The sequence below is a fragment of the Pseudarthrobacter sp. J1738 genome (genome assembly GCF_050490315.1).
Lineage (GTDB): Bacteria > Actinomycetota > Actinomycetes > Actinomycetales > Micrococcaceae > JBNPEO01.
In genome coordinates, this window is record NZ_JBNPEO010000002.1 from 155741 (window position 1) to 174414 (window position 18674).

The following is an 18674-nucleotide window of genomic DNA, read 5'->3' on the forward strand; positions in this document are numbered from 1 at the left end:
CCCTGACTAAATGTGCGAGTTACTGCTGTTTTTCCCAGGTGCCGCAGCGGCTTGACTTGAAGTCTTGACCTTGGGTGAGCACCACAGATGGACGGCCACCGCCGGGAATGTCGTTCTCAATGATGTCGTCACCGTTGCTTCCACTGGTGTAGATGCCCCAGTAGCAGCTTCCCCCTACATCACTGGTGGCCCGGTACGTTCCTGCAGTGATGTCTTTGCCCACCGTCCACGTGCCGTCACTGATGGTATTCGCAGCTTTGGTTTTCTCCGCTGCCGTTACGGCGTCTTCGCGCTTTTTGACAGCAGCCTCTGCAGCTTTCACGGCGGCGCTGGAGGCATCGAGTTCTGCGTTGCGTGTGGCTAGGGTAGCTTCGCGGTCGGTGATGCTGCCGTATAGCTCGTCGTAGCGGGAATTCAGGTGTTCATAGTCAGACTGAAGTGTGGCCTTTTCGCCGGATAGTTGTTGGTATGCGGCGCTTGCTTTCGGGTCGGGAAGCGTCGAGCCAAAGAACGTACCGCCGGCCAGTAGTGCCACCCCGGCCATGCTCAGCCAGAGCGCTTTCTTCCGTGGCTTCCTGGGCTTCGGAGCGGTGCGGTTCCGCTCGGCTGATGGCAGGGACGGCGCATCCGCGGGCAACGGTGGAAAGTTCAGAGTGCTTAGCTCGGCTTGTTCCGGTGCCGGTTGCTGGTCTTTTGCGAACATCGTGGGTTCCTCCGTTGTTGGATGGCGCTTGTGGGTTGGCGGGAGATCGCCCCCCAGGACTCGTTCTCCCGCCAACTTTTCAACCGCAGGAGGTTCCTCCGTGGGCTGCTCCATCAAGGTAGATCGATTCAGGGAACATATAGTGTGAATGTTCTGATAACACCCCTTATCAACCGATTCGAAGTCAGTGTCCTGAGCGGTCTATACGCTGGAGCCACACCGAGAAAGGAGGCCATAATGGCAGACCGCAAAGCACTCCACATGACTTTGGCGGACGTGGCGGCGTTGACTCGCGTTCAGCGCCCAGTGGTCTCCATGTGGCGGACACGTAGTGCTGGCGGTCCGCTACCGTTTCCGGCTCCCGTTTCACTGGTGCGGGGCGTTGAAATGTTCGACGCCGGCCAGGTCGGCGAATGGTTGCAGGCAACAGAACGCGGCAATAACCCTGAGGCCGCGGCAGACGTCGCAGCTTTCGCACGCCCTGCCGCCGCAAGCGCGGGAATCGGCGCCGAGCCAGAGCATCTTCCCGGACTAACAGCACTCCTTGTTCTCAAGGCCAAAACGGGATTGGCACTGGCATCAGCATCTACTGATGAGTTGCTTGATAGTGCGGATGAAGTGGACCCGGACAATGCGTTCCTCTATTCAGAAATTGCATCCATAGGTGAAACCATAGGCGATCTGGCAGCATTCACCGATGCCCTAGTTGATAGCGCCTACAACGCGCCCGCAGCATTCGAACAGCTCCTTGAAGGGCGTTTCCGTTCTGGTTTGAAGCAGCTGGCCGTCACGTCGTTGAACCAGGTGGCCATCGAACTGGTGACTTCAACGGCAACCGAATTGGCCGTTTCTATGCCTCAGCCACTCTGCTTTGTGGACTCGTCAGCTGCAGGCAGCGACCTGCTGATAAACATCGCCAATGTCCTCAATGACACGCAGGATGTTGAATTCCGTATCCCTTATGCGGCGGATCCCGTTTCGCGGCTAGCTCGACGGCGTTTTGAAGTCCATCGCATCCCTACTACGGAACTTCTTGAAGTGAAGGACGGCGGTTGGGGACTGAGTAGTTCGGCTATCCACATCTCTCAGTTCCCTTCGCCCGGCACACCAGTGATGAGCGCGCAGAGCATTCTCGAAGCAATAGATGCCATCGCACTGGACATGGACGATTCCCAGCGGGCGGTCATCATTGCGCCGGCATCTGCGCTGTGTGATCCTCTCGCTGTCAACGAAGACTCCGCCGTGCGGGATGGCTTGTTGCGGGCAGGCCGGGTCCGGGCCATCGTTCGTCTGCCCCAGGGTTTACTGCGTACCAAGCCCCGCGAGCACCAAGCCTTGTGGGTGCTCGGACCGTCTTTTGAGGACGTCGCTATTGCTGACAAGTGGACGGTGGTTGCTGATCTCAGCACGGCGACACTAACTCGGGACGTCATTCAGGACTTGATCAGCGATGTGGTCGCTGCCATGGACAGTGCTGTGAGCGTCCGGCGGCATTCCTTCCGTTTTGCGCGGCTCGTCCGCACCAGTGCCCTTTTGGCTAGTCATGATTCTTTGGTGGCATCTAGCGGCAAGCGCCGGGCAGCTGGCCAGACAGCTGCCCGGGCAAAGCCAGAAAGTGCCGCTGCGCTCGCAGTTCGAGTGACGGATCTGATTCAGAACCTCTCTACCCAGGACTCGGCAAGTGTGTCCGTGAGCGGTATCTCTACCACCCCGGTCAGCAAAAGTGCAGCCGGAAAAGCAAAGAACTCTCTGACCATTCAGGACCTCATCTCGGCTGGAACGTTGAGTTACCGGCAGGGAAACCGCATCAGTACCGAATCTTTGGAGCCCGGTACCGGGCCTCGGGTCATCCGAGTCACGGACCTCACGGGCCCCAAAAGCAGGGAACCTTTGAGACTTGATTTACTAACACTCTCGGCAGCGCATCCGGGTGTTCGCCTCACGGACCCCGGCGACGTTGTCTTTTCCACCACACCCCGGCCGGCGGCAATAGTTGATCGCCAGGGAGGTTCTGTGGTGGCTTTCCCCGCCCGGTCCTTGTCTATCAACGGCGCGGACCCCGGCGGTGTCCATGCGGAGGTTCTTGCTGCAGAAATCAATGCGCTTCCGCCCGGGGATAAAGCCTGGCGGCATTGGATAATTCCCCAAATCTCTGACGCTGACCGCAATCCGCTGTCTGAAGCATTGAACCTGCTCCGTAAAGAACAAGACAGCGCGCGCCGCAGGCTTGGTCAGCTCGAAGAACTGACTACGCTAATCACAGACGGTGTGGCCAGCGGAAAGATTACGCTGACCACCCATGACTCACCCACCGAAGGACCCAAATAATGCCTCCAAAATCTAAGGCTGCAGCCAACGCGGCCCCTTCAACCATGAAGGAGCTCAAGGACACCTTATGGAAGGCCGCCGACAAGTTGCGGGGGTCTATGGATGCGTCCCAGTACAAGGACGTCATTCTGGGTCTGGTGTTCCTGAAGTACGTCTCGGATGCTTTTGATGAACGCCGCGGGATCATTGTCGCGGAGCTTGAGGCCGACGGCTTGGGTGAGGATCAGGTGGCGCAGCTGATCGACGACTTGGACGAGTACACCGGCCATGGGGTCTTTTGGGTTCCTGCCCGGGCGCGTTGGGCTTACCTCGCCGAGCATGCCAAGGGCACGCAGGCCTCTAGCGACGAACCGGCCAAATCAATTGGCCAACTGGTAGACGACGCCATGGACCTGATTATGGGTTCAAACCCCACCCTCGCGGCAACACTCCCCCGAATTTTCAACCGGGACAGCGTGGATCAGCGCCGCTTGGGCGAGCTGATCGATCTATTCAACTCGGCACGCTTTACCGGTATGGGTGCTGGCCGTGCCCGGGATCTATTGGGCGAGGTGTACGAGTACTTCTTGGAGAAGTTCGCCCGCGCTGAGGGTAAGCGCGGCGGCGAGTTCTACACCCCTGCTGGTGTGGTGCGTGTGTTGGTGGAGGTTTTGGAACCGCACAGTGGCCGCGTGTATGACCCGGCCTGTGGGTCGGGTGGCATGTTCGTCCAGACTGAGAAGTTCTTGGATGCGCACAACGAGGACCGCACTGCGATCTCGGTGTATGGCCAGGAGCTCAATGAGCGTACCTGGCGTATGGCCAAAATGAACTTGGCTATCCATGGCCTGAACGCGAATCTGGCGAGCCGTTGGGGCGATACTTTTGCCCGCGATCAGCACCCGGACATGCAGGCCGACTACATCATGGCCAACCCGCCGTTCAACATCAAGGACTGGGCCCGCTCGGAGTCCGATCCGCGCTGGAAGTACGGTGTGCCCCCGGCCGGTAACGCCAACTACGCGTGGATTCAGCACATCATTTCTAAGCTGGCGCCCGGTGGCACTGCGGGCGTGGTGATGGCGAACGGCTCTATGTCTTCGAATTCGGGTGGCGAGGGAGATATTCGTGCCCAGATCGTGGAGGCCGATCTGGTCTCTTGCATGGTGGCGCTCCCGACCCAGTTGTTCCGTAGCACTGGTATTCCGGTGTGCACGTGGTTCTTTGCTAAGGACAAAACAACAGGTAAGCACGGCTCGGTGGACCGCACCGGCCAAGTGTTGTTTATTGATGCCCGGAACCTGGGTTACATGGTGGACCGTGCCGAGCGTGCTTTGAGTGATGAGGACATCGCAAAGATCGCGGACACCTTCCATGCGTGGCGCGGATCCGAGTCTGCGGTGGCGAAAGGCTTGAAGTACGACGACGAAGCCGGCTTCTGCTATTCGGCCACCCTTGCGGAAATCAAGGCAGCCGATTACGCCCTCACTCCCGGCCGTTACGTGGGTGCCGCTGAGGTTGAGGACGACGGCGAGCCCATCGAAGAGAAGATCGCGAGGTTGTCTTCTGAGCTCTTCGCCCAGTTCGACGAGTCTGAACGCTTGGCTCAGGTTGTTCGTGAGCAGTTGGGGAGGGTGTTGTGACTTCTAGAAGTGTCGTGAATCTTTCCGACGTCGCAAGGGTGAATTCCGGATACATGTTCAAGAGCACTGACTGGAGGCCCGAGGGCGTGCCCGTCATCAAGATCGGAAACGTAAAGGCTGGATTTGTCGACTTATCCGGCTGCTCTTATGTGGACGAGCAGGTAGCTGAACAAGCTCGAGAATATGAAGTAAGCAGTAGTGACATCGTTATTGCTATGACCGGCTACGTCGGCGAAGTTGCAGTCGTTGGCAACATTGGGAAAGCCCTTTTGAATCAACGCGTCGGCCGCTTCGTCGTAACATCCCCCGATAGATTGAGCGAGCAATTCCTCTTCTACTTTTTGCGACAGACCTCGATTAAAGACGAGCTCATTGCACGGGCGCACGGCTCAGCACAGCCCAATCTAAGCAATTCCGCGATACTGGCCTTGGCTATCAACCTGCCCGAATTGTCGGAACAGCAAGCCATCGCAGAGGTGCTGGGCGCTCTCGACGACAAGATCGCCGCCAACACCAAACTCGCCGCCACCGCCGACGAACTGGCCGCGTCGCTGGTTCGGCGGGCTACAGACGGTGCTGAAACGATTTCCTTGGTCGAAATCGCGACTCTTGTGATGGGGTCGTCCCCGGCGGGAACGACACTCAATGAATCCGGCGAAGGCGTGGTGTTCTACCAAGGCGTCCGAGATTTCGGCTTCCGTTTTCCGAGTAACCGAATTTGGACGACCAGTCCCGTACGAATGGCAACGGCCGGAGACACTCTGATAAGTGTCAGGGCTCCCGTTGGGCGCGTAAACAGGGCGAATGAAGACGTCTGTATCGGCCGTGGCGTAGCGGCCGCGACAAGCAAGACGGGACATCCGAATCTGCTGTTCCACCTGCTGAATGCTTCCAAATCGATTTGGGAACCTTTCGAAGCAGAAGGCACTGTTTTTGGCTCCATTAACAAGAAACAACTGGAGAGTATCCAGCTACCTCAAGTTGAGGACGAATCAGTCATGAAGCTCGAATCGTCACTTCAGGCTATCGAAGATTCGATCAGCTCCGCTCTAGCCGAGGTAACGGCTCTTAGATCCATCAGGGACTCGCTGCTCCCCCAGCTTATGTCTGGCAAGCTCCGTGTCAAGGAAGCTACGGAGCAACTTGAATCCCTCGGCGTGTAGACCATCCACCAACTAGGACTGTCAGTGGCAACCGCTAGATTCATGGTGAAATGACCGCCAGGAAAGGAACCGATCAGCATGTCAGAATCAGCGTCGTTTGAAGCAACGCCCACCAAGTCCGGCATGCCGCATTGGTACCCGGAGCTACTCGCATCGGTCGCACAACAAGTAGATGCGGGTAGATCCCGTGCTGTGTCTGCGGCCAATCAGGAACTTGTGAGCGCCTATTGGAACATCGGACGTGAGTTGGTTATCCGCGAGACCCAAGAGGGTTGGGGAGCCAAAGTGGTCACACTGCTTTCTGCAGACTTGCGGGACAAATACCCTGATGCCCGCGGGTTTTCCCCACGAAACCTGCGCTACATGAAGTCCTTTGCCGCGGCCTGGCCTGAGTTTGCAATGTTGCAGACACTGTCTGCAACATTGCCGTGGAGCCACCATGTGCTTCTTATAGAAAAAGTTTCGGCCCCTGAAGACCGGCTCTGGTACATACACCGCACCATTGACGAAGGCTGGTCACACAGCGTCCTTGCCCACCAGATCGAGACGAAGCTACTCGAACGCTCCGGCAAAGCGGTCACCAATTTCAATGCGACTCTGCCGTCGTCGGAATCTGAACTGGCACAACAGTCGTTCAAGGACCCGTACGTCTTTGACTTCTTGTCCATGACGGATGGGCGCAATGAACGTGAGCTCGAAAACCAGCTGATTCAGCACGTGGAAAAATTCCTTTTGGAACTCGGGCAAGGCTTCGCCTTCGTGGGCAGGCAGGTGAGGTTGAGCATCGGCAACGACGAGTTCTTCACTGACCTTCTGTTCTACAACTTCAAACTTCGCTGCTTCGTGGTGGTCGAGCTCAAAGCCACTGCATTCAAGCCTGAATACCTAGGCCAGATCAACATGTACATGTCGGCCGTGGACGATCTGCTGGCGCATACGGACGATCAGCCAACCATCGGGCTTTTGCTCTGCAAGACCAAAAACAACGTGGTGGCCGAATACTCTCTTCGCGGATTCTCCAAACCGATCGGCATCGCCGAATGGGAGTCTCAAATCGTCCGGTCGCTACCTTCAGAATTCGCGTCCACGTTACCCAGCATCGAGGCCATCGAAGCCGAACTATCGCAAGACATCACAGACCCAACGGTCAACCAGGGGGAATCACCATGACAGCAGCACCGGCAATGACGTTCTCAGAAGACGATTGGGAGGCATTGGCCCTCGACCGTCTGGGCGATCTGGCGTGGCGCACGCGCCCCGGGCAGGAGATCGCACCGGGATCAGGTGAACGCGATTCATGGGATGAACTACTGATCCGTCCACGTCTCTTGTCTGCTCTGCAAAAGTTCAACCCCACGGTTCCGGCGCAATACTTGAAGCAGGCGCTCGCCGAGATCGCCGCACCAAAATCCAATGACGCTCTCACTGAGAACCACCGCAACCACACTTATTTTGTGGACGGATACCGGCTCACCTACATCGACTCCGATGGCGCCGAGGTCAACCCCACCATCCGGCTCCTGAGCGAGAACCCAGACGAGAACGATTGGCTTGCCGTCAACCAAGTCACGGTGACCCAGGGCGATTACAAGCGCCGCTTCGACGTCGTTCTTTATTGCAACGGGATGCCCGTCAGCATCATCGAGCTCAAGAAGGCCGGCAACGAGCACGCCGACCTTCCCGCGGCACACGCTCAACTGCAGACATACTTGCGTGAGTTCCCCATGGCCTTTCGCTTCTGCGTGATGACTCTGGCGTCCGACGGAATTCAGGCGAAGTACGGAACGCCTTTTACCCCCCTCAATCACTTCTCGCCGTGGAATGTGGACGACGACGGCACACCCGTTCCGCTCGGAACGGTCGTGGCCGGCGACGCCATCACTGCACTGGACACCACGCTGGATGGTCTCTACAACCAAGAACGATTCCTGCAACTCACCAGATCCTTCACGGCCTTCGACGGCGGAGCGGACGGGCTGACCAAACGCATCGCCAAACCCCACCAGTACTTTGCCGTCAATAAGGCCGTAGCCAGCACCATTCTTGCCGTTGAAAGCAACGGTAAAGCAGGCGTAGTTTGGCACACGCAGGGTTCGGGTAAGTCCATGGAGATGGAGCTTTACGCCAACCTCGTCGCTAGAACTCCGCGGCTCAAGAACCCCACCGTGGTGGTGATCACAGACCGTAATGAACTCGACGGGCAACTATTTGAAGGCTTTGACCGCAGCCTCTTGCTGGCCGAATCCCCTCAACAGATTAAACGGCGCGCTGAACTCCGCGAAGAGCTCAGCAACCGCACCACTGGTGGCATCTACTTCACCACCTTGCAGAAGTTCGGACGCAGCCAGGCCGAGAAAGAATCCGGCGCCGAGCACCCATTGCTGTCAGATCGCCGCAACATCATCGTGGTGGTGGACGAGGCACACCGCTCCCACTACGACGATCTCGACGGGTACGCACGGCACCTTCGAGACGCGCTGCCCAACGCAACGCTCATCGCATTCACGGGAACGCCCATCAGTTTCGACGACCGCAATACGCAGGATGTCTTCGGCGATTACATCGACATCTACGACCTCACACGGGCTGTAGACGATGGCGCCACGGTTCCTGTCTACTTTGAACCCCGGCTCATCAAGATCAGCCTCGCGGAAGAGCTCACTGAACAGATTTTGGACGCGGCGGCTGATGAGTACACTGCCGGTTTGGACGAGACTGAACGTTCGCGCATCGAGGCGAGTGTCGCCGTCGTTAATGCAGTTTACGGTGCGCCAAAGCGCATTGCCGCACTGGCCCAAGACCTTGTGGACCATTGGGAAAACCGGCGCGAACGCATGGGCAAGTTCATCGAAGCGCCGGGTAAGGCGATGATCGTGGGCGGCACCCGCGAGATCTGCGCCAATCTGTACACGGCGATTGTGACCTTGCGTCCGGACTGGCACTCGGCCGATTTGGGCAAGGGGAAGATAAAGGTGGTGTACTCCGGCAATGCCTCCGATGCGCCGCCAGTGTCCGACCATGTTCGCCGTGATTCTCAGAATGCGACGATCAAGGAACGCCTCAAAGACGTAGACGATGAGTTGGAGCTGGTGATCGTCAAGGACATGATGCTCACTGGTTTTGATGCGCCGCCGCTGCACACTCTGTACCTCGACCGTCCGCTGAAGGGCGCGCTGCTGATGCAGACGCTCGCCCGGGTGAACCGCACCTTCCGCGGTAAGCAGGATGGTCTGTTGGTGGCGTACGCGCCGCTGGCGGACAACCTTGCCAAAGCGCTGAGTGAGTACAGCAAGACTGACCAAGAGCACAAACCTGTGGGTAAGAATATCGACGAGGCTGCCGGGATGACACGGACCCTTGTTGATGAGTTGCGCGGGCTGTTGGCTGGGTTCGATTGGAAAGGCGTCCTGATGAAGGGCGGACCGAAGTCGTTTATCAATGCCGTGACCAGCTCGGTGAATTATCTCCGGTCTGCCTCCACAGCCGGGAACCAGCCGGCTGAGGGCGAGGAGTCTTTGGCGTCCAAGTACCGGCGGTATTCCGGTCAGTTGTCGCGGGCCTGGGCTGTTTCCTCTGGTTCCGAAACGCTGGCTGACCTTCGTCCTGAGATTCAGGTCTACGAGGAGATTCGGGTCTGGATGGCTAAGTTCGATGCTGCCGAGAGGCAGGGCCGCGGCGAGCCTGTCCCCGAGGATATTCAGCGACTCCTTGGCGAGCTGATTGCTTCTGCCACGGCTCCGGGCGGTGTTCTTGACATTTATGAAGCCGCCGGAATGCCCAAGCCGTCCTTGAGCGATCTGACCCCGGAGTTCATCAGCAGGACCCAGAAGGCACCGAACCCGCACCTCGCTATTGAGGCGCTGCGCAAGCTGATTGCTGACGAGTCCGCCACGGCGATGCGCAACAACGTGATTCGGCAGCGTGCATTTTCCGAGCGCATTGCGGAGCTCATGAAGAAGTACACCAACCAGCAGCTCTCCTCGGCCGAGGTGATCGCTGAGCTCGTGGCGTTGGCTAAGGAAGTTGCAGCTGAGGCCACCCGGGGTCAGCACTTCACTCCCCCACTGACCTCTGACGAGCTGGCGTTCTATGACGCTGTGGCAGCCAACGAATCGGCGGTGGAAGTTCAGGGTGAAGGCATCCTGGCCGACATTGCTCGCGAACTGGTTGAGGTAATGAGGCGCGATGTTCGGACTGACTGGACTGTGCGCGACGACGTGCGGGCCAAACTTCGCTCATCCATCAAACGTTTACTGGTCCGCTTCGGGTATCCGCCGGACAAGCAGCCGGAGGCCATTAAGCTCGTGATGGAGCAGATGGAATCGATGGCGCCGCGGTTTGTGGAGGCACAAGCGCGAATGACCTTGCCTGCATAGACACCGGCCGCTATGGCAAAGTACCTTTAACAACGTCCGCGATTTAGATTAACAACATTTCAAGAGTTGGCATTTCAGAAAAGGGGACTTGAATGGCATACGCAAATGACCTTATCTTGGTCGGGGACATATTCACGGCATGGCACGAGGATAACTATCCGAACGAGACCGTTGGAAGTGCTTTTGAGATTTTCAGCGCCGAGCTTGTGATGAAACATTGGGACTTAAGCATACCCGATGTCGTTCAAGGTATAGTTGGTGGAGGAAATGATGGTGGAATCGATGCCGTCTATACCTTTTTAGATAAAGAGCTAGTTGGAATAGACCATCGTGCACTTGATCGCAAAAACGCTCGAAATTTCGAACAACCTAAATTGACTTTGGTATTAATTCAAGCAAAGCAGAAGAAGGGATTCGAAGAGACAGCCATAGATAAGGTGGTGTCTTCATGTCGAGCATTTCTGGATCTTTCCAAAACCACGGAGGACCTCAGCATTCACTTTAACGAGGATGTAGTGGAACAGATTGACATCTTTCGGCGACTACTCCGAAATTTGGCCCCCCAAATCCCGAACGTATGCATCGAGTTCAAGTTCACGACGCTCGGATCCACGACCAACGTTTATCCCCAGATAATGAACAAGGCCGAAATCCTGAAAAGGGACTTCGCTTCTGTTGTTTCAGGAGCGACCGGCGCGGTGTCGCTTCTGGGTGCGACCGAGCTCTTGGAACTATACAGAGAGCGACCAAAAACCGCGTTTGAGCTAACCGTAGAAGAATCTTCCAAGAGCGGAGATGGTTTGGTCGTCCTCGCTTCCCTTGCTGACTACTTTAATTTTCTTACAGAATCTGATGGGCACGGAGATACCGAAGCATCGGCTGACGACCCAAAGCTTTTGAGCAGAATATTTGAATGGAATGTACGAGACTACCAAGGGGACGTAGCGGTAAATCGCGAGATACATGAGTCTCTCCTCAGTCAAACGGGTGCACCCTTTTGGTGGAAAAACAACGGTGTAACGATTGTCGCCACGAGGGTAAATATCGTGGACAGAATAGTGTCCGTCGTGGATCCCCAAGTGGTGAACGGACTCCAAACGTCAAACACGATTTTCGAGACGCTCAAGAGACTGCCGAAAGATCATTTTGCATTCCAACAAAAAGTCCTCATCAGGATACTAATGACAGACGACGAGGACCAACGAGATCAAGTCATCCGTGCAACGAACCGACAGACTGCAGTGACAGATGCCTCCCTATACGCAACGGAGACTATCCAACGCGACATCGAACAATTCCTCCTGAGCGCAGACTGGTTCTACGATCGACGCAAGAATTTTTATAAGAATTCCGGGAAAAAGGTTAGTAGAATTATTGGGATCCTCGCCTTGGCCCAGTCCCTCATGGCAGCTGGTCTTAATCGTCCAGATGATGCTCGGGCACGTCCAGGAAGCCTCATCAAGAAAGATGAGGTATACCGGAGTATTTTTGACGCGGGCATTCCTCTAGAGCTCTATCTCTGGGTGATAGAAAGTCAAGCAGCTATCGATCGCGAGTTAGCTAACCAAGTTGAAGAACGAGCGATGCGGAATAACCTCCGATTTCATGCTTTGAACGTTGCCACAACTTTGATGTCAAAACGCGTTGTCGAGTCTCTCGGCTCACTCAAGCCAGTTGCCACGCGGCCCAATTTTCCGAGCGACGACATAATCGGGCTTGCCGTCACGACCGCCAAGAGTGCGTTCGATGATTTCGTCATTGAATCCGGGCTGCGTGGCGAAGCCGTTGCAAAGGGGCGGGAGTTCGTCGGGCATCTGAATGCGGCCGCCTTGAAGGCGGCAACACAAACGCCACAATTGCCTGAGTCGGGACCCTCAGCGAATTAGCGCGCTCGACGCTAGCAAAACGGCTTTGCCGTTGGTTCTTATTGAGGCGCCTCCACGAATTTCGTGGAGGCCCTCCTGCCATAGACCATGTGAAAGGAGCTGGGCCAGTTCAGACTACTGTGCTGGCCCAGTGTCCGGCCTCAATTGTGACTAATCTCAGGTCGACTGAACGATTCTCCGACTGAGTGCTGCCAAAATTCGTTCAATATCAAGTACGACGACAGCGCCCGGGGCGATTCCATGACCATCCGTCCTCGGGGCCTCCGAAATGGCTTTGGACAGCTTGGTGACTGCGGCGCGAGCCGTGTCCACGGACACGGCGGTAGCTTCGCAGTCGCCCCATTGCTGAAGTACCTCAGCGGTCGCGTGCAGGCAGTTGCTCACGGGCGCGCGCAGCTCGACTGCCAAATCCACATCCACCGGTCGGGTCTGCTGAAGCTTTAGTTGACCCACCCGACGTAACTCCTGCCGTGTTCCGGTCGCCCTGATCGTGGTTAATCTAGCCCACAGCGCCCCAGCGGCCAGCGCGCTGCTTCCTGGGCGGAGGTGCAAATCAGCTGATGGCGAGAAGATGGCCTCGGACACCGATTGAGTTTGAGACGATAAACAAGACAGAGCAACCGGCCGCCAAAATATCAACCCAAACTGCCAAGGAAACCTTGGGAGGAGACTTAGCATGTTCCGCCCGAGCCGTTCAAACTTGCCCACGTCCGAAAGCAGGGCTCTCGCTCGGGCCCAGAGTGCCGGTGGCAGTGAAGCCACCGGCCATGAATGTCGGAAGTATCGGGCAGCCGGAATTGCCGTATTGGGCTCCGTCTAGTCGGGTTTCACAGTCGCCATCACCGATTCATCCTCCGGATCGATCACCAAGGCCTCAGGAAGTGGAATCCCATACTTGTCGCATAGGAACCGTGTCTGGCAGTAACGTTGCGCGTCTGCGGCTACATTGCCGAGGGCTATGGAATTTGCCCCCGCGCCTATGATGACACCCACGTATGGCACGGCCTTGGCAACGTCCTGAACGCGGACCGCAGCGCCGGCTTTGCCGCTCTGCTGCATCAACTTCTCAAGGGCTGCCAAGAGACGGTGGTCCTGTCGGAGCTTCGGGGACCAACGGACGCGATCCTTGATGGCGCCAGCGGCACGGGCTGCGTCGCGGAGCGGCTTTACCTTTGTCGCCTGTGCCACGAACGACCTCCGTACCAACCTTTGGATAAAGACCTGCTCACTCGGATCCTTTGCGTCGAAGCCGTAGGAATAGGCGATGCGAGTTGCGATAGCCGTGCTCAGAACCTGGATTACCAAGATATCGGCGGTCATTGCCGCGAACGACCCGGCGACAGGAACAGTGGCCAAGAGGCCCATGCCCGCACCCTCAATCGCCCCAGCCGTCCGCCATTTGAGGGTGTTCTGGCTCAATAGCCGATCGCAAACCTTGAGATCTTGAGACTGCAATTCCTTGAAGTTATTAATCTGGATCCCCCGTTTCCGAGCCAGCGTCTCTACGCCCGTCGAATCGTTGAGCTCAAGCGCCCAGTCGTTGACGAGATCAAGTAGCCCTGTCACGGCGCTGATCGCAGGCCGCATTGCCATATCACTTACCGTATCGCCAGCGCGACGCATGGGTTCCTTGACGACCTCCGGCACTGCGTCCTTGACCCTGTCGGCCACATCAAAGGCGAACTCCCCGCTTCGCTGGAGGCTACTGCTCGCCCAGTTCGGCAGACCGTGGCGGTTGTTCCGGCGCCGCCAGTGGTCGTTTAGCGTGTGCCAGGTCTGCGATTCATAATCGCTCATTTGAGCTGAGCGCGCCGCTGGATTTGTATCGGCACTCATTGGGCTCCCCTTTTCCAAATGTTGATTGCTGGATCCATGATGTCGTAACCACCAGCCGGCCAACTAAACCCACGGGCACCGAGGTTTAGCCGACACCTAGCATCCAAGTGTGAGACGCGCTTTGTGGACGGATTAGCCGCCGGTGAGACATCAACACTCGCCTGTCGAAACCACTCTGGACCTTCGATAGGACCCCTGTCTGCCGTCCAGTTCGATTTTCGCACGTCGGATTGATCGAACATACCAATCAACCGTGGCGCTCAAGTCGGCTCTGCAACCTCAGGTCATCGTTAGAGTCCGAAGACGTGCGTCCAAACGGTGCAAGATTAGAACCCCCGTGCCAGCTACTCAGTCTTACAACCACGCCATCGAGGCTCCGTGACCGTGCGTCCATGCGACAGCCTGACCATTGAGCCCAAGGACGAACGTGGACCGGTCCCGCGGGGCCTCTGGGGCTGTTGCAGTGATCTCGGGCAAGACGTTACTGGCCTCGTTTGAAACCCAGCGGCACGCTCCTTCGGCAACCAGCTCCGTCATGAGCGCGTGGAACTGACCCCGCTCTTCCGCAGTGAGGTAGGCGATCACAGCACTGTGGAAAACGACAACTTCGCCATAAGGTGCAGCAGCGTCAATCTGCGCGCGGAGATCGCTGAGAATGTTTCCCCTCACGAGGTATGGCGGATCGTTCCGAGCAATATCGATCGCTGATTTGAGCCTGCTGCGGCGTTCCTCTTGCTCCGGCCACACGAGGTTCGTGAGCCAGGCCATGGCATCGTCGTCGTTGACATCGAGTGGATTGAGATCGAGGCCGCTGCGCCACGCAATGGCTGGCAACCTGACGGGCTGCGGCGGCTCACCGCTCACCTGGCAGACAAGCAGCGGGCCGTCTGCACCCTTAAGGCGATGATGCGGACTCCAGTCGTAGTTATACCTATCCGGATACAAGCACAGCCCAGCGCTGGCACCGGCCTCAACAAGAGCCAGCGGTCTGCCAGATTCAGTCCCGATCTGCGAAAAGACAGGCGTCAGGGTTGCCAGCCGTCCCACTTCATTTGTTTGCGTTGCGCGCTCCATGATGGTCCTGCGAATGGGACTTGGATTGTCCAAGAGCGCCGACCGCAAACCGGAATATGGGCCGGGCGCGGCCACCCCGTTCCACCGTGCCGCAGCAAATACCAAGTTCGGTTGCTGCTTGATTTGAGGCAAGGTAGCAATCCAGGCCTTGACCTCAGTATCGCTAGCAACCGAAGTGGCCCACTCTTCAAAACATGGCGAATCTCTAGCGTCATGAGCGAAGGCACTGTACTGGTCAGCAACGTCTGCAAATAAGTTCATGGCCTCATTCTGCCCCAGCCGAAAAACCAGCAGTGCCCGGCGCTCAAAAAGCGCCGGGCACTACTGAACTCAACTAAACGAAGCCGACTTCCCGCCGTCGTTCTCTAGAAAACGAAAGACTAGAACTCCCAGTCCTCATCCTCAGTGTTCACGGCCTTGCCGATCACGTAGGAGGAGCCCGAGCCGGAGAAGAAGTCGTGGTTCTCGTCCGAGTTCGGGGACAGTGCCGAGAGGATGGCCGGGTTCACGTCGGTGACGGAGGCCGGGAACATGGCCTCGTAGCCGAGGTTCATCAGCGCCTTGTTGGCGTTGTAGTGCAGGAACTTCTTAACGTCCTCGGCCAGGCCAACAGAATCGTAAAGATCGTGCGTGTACTGAACTTCGTTCTCGTACAGCTCAAAGAGCAGCTCGAAGGTGTAGTCCTTGATTTCCTGCTTGCGCTCCTCGGAAAGTCCTTCCAGACCCTTTTGGAACTTGTAGCCAATGTAGTAACCGTGAACTGCCTCATCGCGGATGATCAAACGGATCAAATCAGCGGTGTTTGTCAGCTTGGCCCGGGAAGACCAGTACATGGGCAGGTAGAAGCCCGAGTAGAACAAGAAGGACTCCAACAACGTGGAGGCAACCTTGCGCTTGAGCGGGTCATCGCCCTGGTAGTAGTCCATAACGATCTGCGCTTTACGCTGCAGGTTCTCGTTCTCCACCGACCAGCGGAATGCCTCGTCGATCTCCTTGGTGGAGCACAAGGTGGAGAAAATCGAAGAGTAGCTCTTGGCGTGCACGGATTCCATGAACGCGATGTTCGTGTAAACGGCTTCCTCATGCGGGGTGATCGCATCCGGAATCAGGGCTACAGCGCCGACGGTTCCCTGGATGGTGTCCAGGAGGGTCAAGCCGGTGAACACGCGCATGGTGAGTCGCTGCTCATCCGGCGTCAGCGTGTTCCAGGACTGGATGTCGTTAGAAAGCGGCACCTTCTCCGGCAGCCAAAAGTTGTTGACCAGTCGGTTCCAAACGTCCACGTCCTTATCGTCCTGGATTTTGTTCCAGTTGATGGCCTCAACGTGGTGAAGCAGCTTGACCTTCTCGGTCATCTCGTCCCCTTTGGTGTGTGGTTCTGGGAGTAAGGCGCACGACGGCGGGTGCGTACCCGCCGTCGTACTGTTTAGTTTGTTGATGCGCTATTTAGTTGAAGGATCAACTAAAGCATGCAGCTAACGCAACCATCCACCTCCGTGCCCTCCAGCGCGAGCTGGCGGAGACGGATGTAGTAAATGGTCTTGATGCCCTTTTTCCATGCGTAGATCTGGGCCTTGTTGATGTCACGCGTGGTGGCAGTGTCCTTGAAGAACAACGTCAAGGACAAGCCCTGATCTACGTGCTGGGTTGCAGCAGCGTAGGTGTCGATGATCTTCTCGTAGCCAATCTCGTAGGCATCCTCGTAGTACTCGAGGTTGTCGTTGGTGAGGTACGGCGCCGGGTAGTAAACGCGGCCGAGCTTGCCTTCCTTGCGGATCTCAATCTTGGACGCCACCGGGTGGATCGAGGAGGTGGAGTTGTTGATGTAAGAGATGGATCCGGTCGGCGGGACAGCCTGAAGGTTCTGGTTGTAGATACCGTGCTCCATGACAGAAGCCTTCAACTCACGCCAGTCATCCTGTGTGGGGATGTGCATGTGGTTGAACAGTTCCTTCACACGATCCGTTGCCGGAACCCATTCCTGCTCGGTGTACTTGTCGAAGAACTCCCCCGATGCGTACTGCGAGTTCTCAAAACCACCGAACTTCTGACCGGTCTCAATGGAGAGACGGTTAGAAGCACGCAAAGCGTGGAAGAGCACCGTGTAGAAGTAGATGTTCGTGAAGTCGATGCCCTCTTCAGAGCCATAGAAAACACGCTCGCGGGCCAAGTAGCCGTGCAAGTTCATCTGACCCAAACCAATGGCGTGGCTCTGAGCGTTACCCTGCGCAATGGAGGGAACCGAGTTGATGTAAGACATGTCAGAGACGGCGCTCAAAGCACGGATGGAAGTCTCGATGGTCATGCCGAAGTCCGGTGAATCCATGGCCTTGGCAATGTTCAACGAACCCAGGTTGCAAGAAATGTCCTTGCCCACGGTCTCGTAGCTCAAGTCCTCGCCGTAAACGGACGGGGTGGAAACCTGGAGGATCTCAGAGCACAAGTTGCTCATGGTGACCTTGCCGGCGATCGGGTTAGCCCGGTTTACGGTGTCCTCGAACATGATGTACGGGTAACCGGATTCGAACTGGATCTCTGCGAGAGTCTGGAAGAACTCACGAGCGTTGATCTTCGTCTTCTTGATCCGAGAATCGTCAACCATTTCGTAGTACTTCTCAGTCACCGAAATGTCAGTGAACGGAATGCCGTAAACCTTCTCGACGTCGTAAGGCGAGAACAGGTACATGTCCTCGTTCTTGCGGGCCAGTTCAAAGGTGATGTCCGGAACAACAACACCCAAGGAAAGTGTCTTGATACGGATCTTCTCATCGGCGTTCTCGCGCTTGGTGTCCAAGAAGCGGAAGATGTCCGGGTGGTGAGCGTGCAAGTACACGGCGCCTGCACCCTGGCGGGCACCGAGCTGGTTTGCGTAGGAGAAGCTGTCCTCGAGAAGTTTCATCACGGGGATAACACCGGAGGACTGGTTCTCGATCTGTTTGATCGGTGCACCGTGCTCGCGGATGTTGGTCAAGGACAGAGCAACACCGCCGCCACGCTTTGAGAGCTGCAAAGCGGAGTTGATACCGCGGGCAATGGACTCCATGTTGTCTTCAATGCGGAGCAAGAAGCAGGAAACCAGCTCGCCGCGCTGAGCCTTGCCAGCGTTCAAGAAGGTGGGGGTTGCCGGCTGGAAACGGCCCTGGATGATCTCGTCAACCAACTGGGTTGCGAGCTCTTCGTTGCCACGAGCCAAGTGCAGTGCAACCATGCACACACGGTCCTCGTAGCGCTCCAAGAAACGCTTTCCGTCAAAAGTCTTCAGTGTGTAAGAGGTGTAGAACTTGAAGGCGCCCAAGAAGGTTTCAAAGCGGAACTTAGCCTTGTACGCACGGTTGAACAGGCCACGAATGAAGTTCATGGTGTACTGATCCAGCGTTTCGCGCTCGTAGTACTCGTTCTTTACCAGGTATTCGAGCTTCTCTTCCAAGTCGTGGAAGAACACCGTGTTGTTGTTAACGTGCTGCAAGAAGTACTGGTGTGCAGCTTCGCGGTCAGCCTCAAACTGAATCTTGCCGTCCGGACCATAAAGGTTCAGCATGGCGTTCAGCTCGTGGTAACCCAAACCCTTAAATGCTTCTGGCATGGGAGTTTTCGCCTGTTCCAAAAGATCAACAGCGCTAGTCACCTCAGCGCCCTTGACCTGTGAAGGAGACGCCGCAGCTGAGACCTCCATGCCCGGTGCAGTG

Annotated in this window: 12 protein-coding genes; 6 read left to right on the top strand and 6 right to left on the bottom strand. The window is 56.8% G+C overall.

What is annotated here, in order from left to right:
* Positions 1–19 precede the first annotated feature (19 nt).
* Entirely contained in the window at positions 20–703 is a 684-nt protein-coding gene (locus ACQR35_RS04365) for a hypothetical protein (protein WP_430269330.1), read from the bottom strand.
* A gap of 237 nt (positions 704–940) precedes the next feature.
* Here ACQR35_RS04365 and ACQR35_RS04370 point away from each other — a divergent pair, with 237 nt between their 5' ends.
* The 6 genes from ACQR35_RS04370 to ACQR35_RS04395 all read left to right on the top strand — a co-directional run bounded on the left by ACQR35_RS04370 (position 941) and on the right by ACQR35_RS04395 (position 12078).
* Entirely contained in the window at positions 941–3031 is a 2091-nt protein-coding gene (locus tag ACQR35_RS04370; RefSeq protein ID WP_430269331.1) for a hypothetical protein, read from the top strand.
* Entirely contained in the window at positions 3031–4653 is a 1623-nt protein-coding gene (locus tag ACQR35_RS04375; protein ID WP_430269332.1) for a type I restriction-modification system subunit M, read from the top strand. Before ACQR35_RS04370 ends, ACQR35_RS04375 begins: the two co-directional genes overlap by 1 nt.
* A 14-nt stretch (positions 4654–4667) precedes the next feature.
* The gene (locus ACQR35_RS04380; protein ID WP_430269333.1) at positions 4668–5816 is read left to right on the top strand and encodes a restriction endonuclease subunit S; all 1149 of its coding nucleotides are present in this window, start codon (positions 4668–4670) and stop codon (positions 5814–5816) included.
* 78 nt (positions 5817–5894) lie between these two features.
* Positions 5895–6986: a PDDEXK nuclease domain-containing protein gene (locus ACQR35_RS04385; protein WP_430269334.1), complete on the top strand. Its 1092-nt coding sequence runs from the start codon at positions 5895–5897 to the stop codon at positions 6984–6986.
* 14 nt (positions 6987–7000) lie between these two features.
* Complete coding sequence (locus ACQR35_RS04390; RefSeq protein WP_430269489.1) at positions 7001–10192, top strand: type I restriction endonuclease subunit R; 3192 nt, start codon at positions 7001–7003, stop codon at positions 10190–10192.
* A 92-nt stretch (positions 10193–10284) separates the two neighbouring features.
* Positions 10285–12078: an AIPR family protein gene (locus ACQR35_RS04395; protein ID WP_430269335.1), complete on the top strand. Its 1794-nt coding sequence runs from the start codon at positions 10285–10287 to the stop codon at positions 12076–12078.
* A gap of 156 nt (positions 12079–12234) precedes the next feature.
* On the opposite strand, the gene ACQR35_RS04400 is transcribed toward ACQR35_RS04395, so the two are convergent.
* From ACQR35_RS04400 to nrdE, 5 genes are all read right to left on the bottom strand, one after another.
* Positions 12235–12663 carry a hypothetical protein gene (locus ACQR35_RS04400; protein ID WP_430269336.1) on the bottom strand — a complete coding sequence of 143 codons (429 nt, stop codon included), beginning with the start codon at positions 12661–12663 and terminating at the stop codon, positions 12235–12237.
* 231 nt (positions 12664–12894) lie between these two features.
* Positions 12895–13914 carry an EcsC family protein gene (locus tag ACQR35_RS04405; RefSeq protein ID WP_430269337.1) on the bottom strand — a complete coding sequence of 340 codons (1020 nt, stop codon included), beginning with the start codon at positions 13912–13914 and terminating at the stop codon, positions 12895–12897.
* Positions 13915–14268: 354 nt separating this feature from the next.
* Positions 14269–15249, bottom strand: a complete 981-nt coding sequence (locus tag ACQR35_RS04410; RefSeq protein ID WP_430269338.1) for a DUF2332 domain-containing protein — start codon at positions 15247–15249, stop codon at positions 14269–14271.
* A 119-nt stretch (positions 15250–15368) separates the two neighbouring features.
* Positions 15369–16343 carry a class 1b ribonucleoside-diphosphate reductase subunit beta gene (gene nrdF, locus ACQR35_RS04415; RefSeq protein ID WP_430269339.1) on the bottom strand — a complete coding sequence of 325 codons (975 nt, stop codon included), beginning with the start codon at positions 16341–16343 and terminating at the stop codon, positions 15369–15371.
* Positions 16344–16450: 107 nt separating this feature from the next.
* The gene (gene nrdE / locus ACQR35_RS04420) at positions 16451–18571 is read right to left on the bottom strand and encodes a class 1b ribonucleoside-diphosphate reductase subunit alpha (protein ID WP_430269490.1); all 2121 of its coding nucleotides are present in this window, start codon (positions 18569–18571) and stop codon (positions 16451–16453) included.
* Positions 18572–18674 lie beyond the last annotated feature (103 nt).